Origin of the sequence: Paenibacillus sp. OT2-17 (genome assembly GCF_009827695.1) — a bacterium.
GTDB lineage: Bacteria > Bacillota > Bacilli > Paenibacillales > Paenibacillaceae > Paenibacillus > Paenibacillus polymyxa_B.
On the sequence record NZ_WUDQ01000296.1, the window covers coordinates 1 to 4,489 of the forward strand.

A 4,489-nucleotide genomic window follows, 5' to 3' on the forward strand; every position below is an offset into this window, starting at 1 on the left:
AGAGTTGATGGCAGTTTTATACCATTATCTTTTAAAGTATGTACCATTATATTCAGCATTGATGGTACAAAGTTTACATGGGTTATCTTATGCTTGTTTATTACCTCTACTAACTCCATAGCTTCCTTTTCCACACCTTGGCGTGATATTACAAGCTTTCCTCCGTTGAGGAACCAGCCAAATATCTCAGCTACGGATACGTCAAAGGTATAAGTTGTTTTAAATAGAAAAGCGTCTTCCGCTTTAAGCGGATACATGGCCTGGAGGGCTGTAATTATGTTTACAACGCTAGTATGCTCAATCATTCCACCTTTGGGCTTCCCTGTCGAACCTGATGTATAAATGACGTACGCAAGGTCCGAGGGTTTGTTTACATTTTCAAGCTTTGAGTTCTCTTCATTTAAATATTCTTCCTCCAGATATATAATATCCGCATCAATCTGCTTATTTTCCATAAAGGTCCTGGAGGTCAAAAGGATCTGGGAACCACTATCGTCCAACAAATACTTTATCCTTGTATCAGGATAATTAGGATCTATCGGCAGATACGCCCCTCCAGCTTTCAATATGGCAAATATCCCCACAATCATCTCAAATGAACGTTCGGCCATAATTCCTACAATACGGTCAGGCTTTACCCCTTTGTTCCTCAATACTCTGGCCAAATGATTTGCCTTTCCGTTCAATTCCCTGTAAGTCAAGTGCTTGTCTTCATATACCACAGCTATGTTGTCAGGTGTCCTTTCCACCTGCTCAGCAAACAGCTCATGTATGGTTTTGTCCTGCGGATAGTCTTTCTTAGTATCATTAAAGTCTATCAGCAACTGCTTTCTTTCTTCATGACTTAATATAATAAGCTTGTCAACTAACCCTTTGGGGTTATGGATAAACATATTTAAAATATTAATAAAATAGTCTATACACTCTTCTGCCTGTTTTCTTTCCAATACTTTGTCCGAGTAGATCAAGCTTATATTAAGATCATCGAATGTATTACTTACTGTAAAGTCAAGACTTGTATTGGTTGCTTCATATTCATCAACTGAAATTCTATCTTTAACATCACCGATTTCTTTGTTTATTATCTCGTTATATATATGAAAATCCACATAATTGAATATGGTATCAAATAAAGGATTTTCCTCTTTGTTTTCTTTTCCGCCCAGGATATTTATGATCTCAAATAAAGGCAGTCTTCCATAAAGCTTTAAGTTTATTAATTTCTTTTCTGCAACTTTTATCAATTCCTCCCATATATCGATTTTATCAAAACACATTTTGACGGGAACCGTATTTAAGAAGCACCCCAGCATCTTATCTCCATCTTCGCATACAGGTCTGTTATTTTCTACCAAACCTACGACAAAGTCATCCTCGTATGAAAGCATATTGAGCATATAAGTGTATGCAGCAAAGCAAAGTGTCTTTAAGCTTACATCATATCTTCTGGCAGTACTTCTTAAATCACCTAAAAATTCCTGACTTAAATGGCGTGTTACATGGTCTACTTTATAAGATTTTTTTGTTTTTCCATGAATATTTGCAGGCATATTCAACCTTTTATATTCACTTAATTCCTCTCTCCAATAATTAATTACTTCCTGGTTGTCCTTAATTGTCATTTGGTCTGCTATATAATCTTTATAGCTGCATTTAAGCCGTGTTGGTATATAATCTTTTTCTTGCTTAAGCTTAGAGTATAGGTTTGAAACTTCCGTAATCAATGAAGCAACACTCCAGCCATCCAGGATAGCATGGTGGAATATCAGAACCAGACAAATATGGTTTGCGTCAAGTTTGAATATTCTTATCCTCCAAAGGGGCTTTGATATATCAAACGGATTCGCTCTGTCATTTTCCAAATATTTGTTTATATACTCAACCTGCCCTGTCCTGCTAAAATTCATGATATCTATCTGCTCAATATCAAGACTACTGCCCTTGTAAACAATTTGCACAGGAGTTTCAAAATCCTCTAAATTAAAAACCGTCCTTAAAATATCATGTTTTGACGTCATTAGAAGCATCGCTTCTTTAAATGCTGGGAAATCAAAGTCTTTGTCATTCAGATGAAATGCAAATTGGTCATGATAAACTGCATTTTCATAGTCTTTTTTGGAATGATAAATCATACCCAGCTCTATGTGACTCATCGGATATATATCTTCCATGTCCGAAGGTAACTTTTCTGAGAGAGTTTCATTCATCAATATTCGCTGTTTAAATAACTCCAGTTCTTCCCTTGCTTTACCCATCTTACTGTTAAAAGCTTCCGTATCTTTTACTTTTAAGAATGCAGACAATCTCTCAATATCAGGATTCATGTATATATCCCTGATTTGGATGTTTATATCCAACTTTTTGCATATTGTGCTGACTAATGATATTGCACGTATAGAATCTCCGCCTATTTTAAAGAAGTTGTCCCTTATTCCTACCTGTTTTGCTCCAAGCACTTCCTGCCATATTTCAACCAGTTTCTCTTCCACTTCATTCCGCGGCGCTACATATTCTGTTCCCGTACTCATACTTCCGTCAGGCTCGGGCAATGCTTTCCTGTCTATTTTTCCATTAGGGGTCAATGGCAGCTTTTCCATCTGCATAAAGTAAGAAGGGATCATGTAGTCCGGGAGCTCTTTTGACAAGTGTTCCCTCATCCCCTGTACGGTTATTTCTTGATCCGGTACGACGTACGCACAAAGATACTTATTTCCGTCAGCTCCTTCTTTGTCCAATACCACTGCTTCTTTTATTGTTTCATGCTTTAATAACCGGTTCTCTATTTCACCCAGTTCTATCCTGTAGCCTCTTATCTTTACCTGATGGTCGATCCTGCCCAGATATTCTAGGTTGCCGTCAGGCAGCCACCTTGCCAGGTCACCTGTCCTGTACATCCTTTCACCCGGTGCGAATGGGTTTGCTGCGAATTTTTCTTCTGTAAGTTCCGGTCTGTTCAAGTACCCTCTTGCCAGTCCATCCCCTGCTATACATAGTTCTCCCGCTACTCCTATCGGCTGCAGGCCCTTTTCCTTACTCACAACATATAACTTAATGTTATCTATGGGCTTTCCTATAGGTACAAGCTCCAATTCTTCTTCCGTAGAGCAGCCAAAGTAGGATACATCTACTGTTGCTTCTGTTGGTCCGTACAGGTTATGCAGGCTTGTTCCTTTTTCTTTGTACAGCAGCTTGTTGAACTTTTCTACTTGCTTCAGGTTCAGTGCTTCTCCACTGGCAAATACCTGCTTTAAGCTTGCTATTTCCTCTATTATCCCCTTTTCCTCTACATACTCTAAAAATACACTCAACATGGATGGTACAAAGTGCATTGTGGTAACTTTATTTTTTTCGATTGCCTTCACGATTTCTTCCGGATTTTTTTCTCCTCCCGGTATCAGCAGGCAGACTTTGGCCCCAGTAAAGCTCCACCACAATAATTCCCATACCGATACGTCAAAGGTATAGGGAGTTTTCTGCAGGATCACATCACCTTCAGCTATCGGGTATTGCTTCTGCATCCAGTTGATCCGGTTGATTACGGAGTAGTTCTCTATCATTACCCCTTTGGGTTTGCCGGTAGAACCGGATGTATATATTACATAAGCCAAGTTTTCAGGTTTACTAATTAACTTTGGATTTGATACATCCCCAGTAAATAGTTCCTGATTTTCTATGCTAATAAATTCAGCATTTCTGTAACTACCTTTAGCATTTATAAATTTATCCTGTATCAGAATAATTTGGCTGCCACTGTCATCAAGCATAAACTGGATCCTGTCTTCAGGGTATTCAGGAGCTATGGGTAAATAAGCCCCCCCAGCTTTTAGGACAGCCATGATCCCTATGATCATTTCCGGGGAACGTTCTACCATAATTCCCACTACACTATCAGGTTTTATTCCCTTTTCTCTTAATTTTCTGGCCAGTTGGTTTGCCTTTTCGTTTACTTCCTTATAAGTCAGTTGTTTATCTTCAAACACTACAGCAATATTATTGGGTGTCTTTTCTACCTGCTCTTCAAACAGTTGATGTATAGTCTTATCCTTAGGATACCGGACCTTTGTATCGTTAAAGTCATATAGTATTTTCTGCTTTTCTTCCTGTGAAAGCATATCAATTTCTGACAACCTTTTTCCAGGATAAACCGTTATCTCTTCCAGAACATTAAGGTAATGGGCTGCAAACCTTTCTACAGTCTCTTTCTTGAACAGCCTTGTGGCATATTCCAAATCAAATGCAATACCTTCCTGGGTTTCCCGAGCATTTAATGTCAAGTCAAATTTGGATATTCTAAATTCATTTGTATAGGGTATAAACTTAAGCCTATCTATCTTCAATTCTGATGAGCCGGTATTTTGCAATACAAACATAGTATCAAAAAGAGGATTCCTGCTCATATCCCTCTTTACATTAAGCTTTTCCACCAGTTCTTCAAACTGGTAGTCCTGATTTTCATAAGCCCTTATAGAGTTTTCCCTTACTTCCTTTA

General features: G+C 38.3%; 1 protein-coding gene. It reads right to left on the reverse strand.

The window, feature by feature from the left end; genetic code table 11:
* On the reverse strand, nucleotides 1-4,489 hold a 4,489-nt coding region (locus GRP75_RS19845), incomplete at both ends, for a non-ribosomal peptide synthetase (protein ID WP_160790147.1).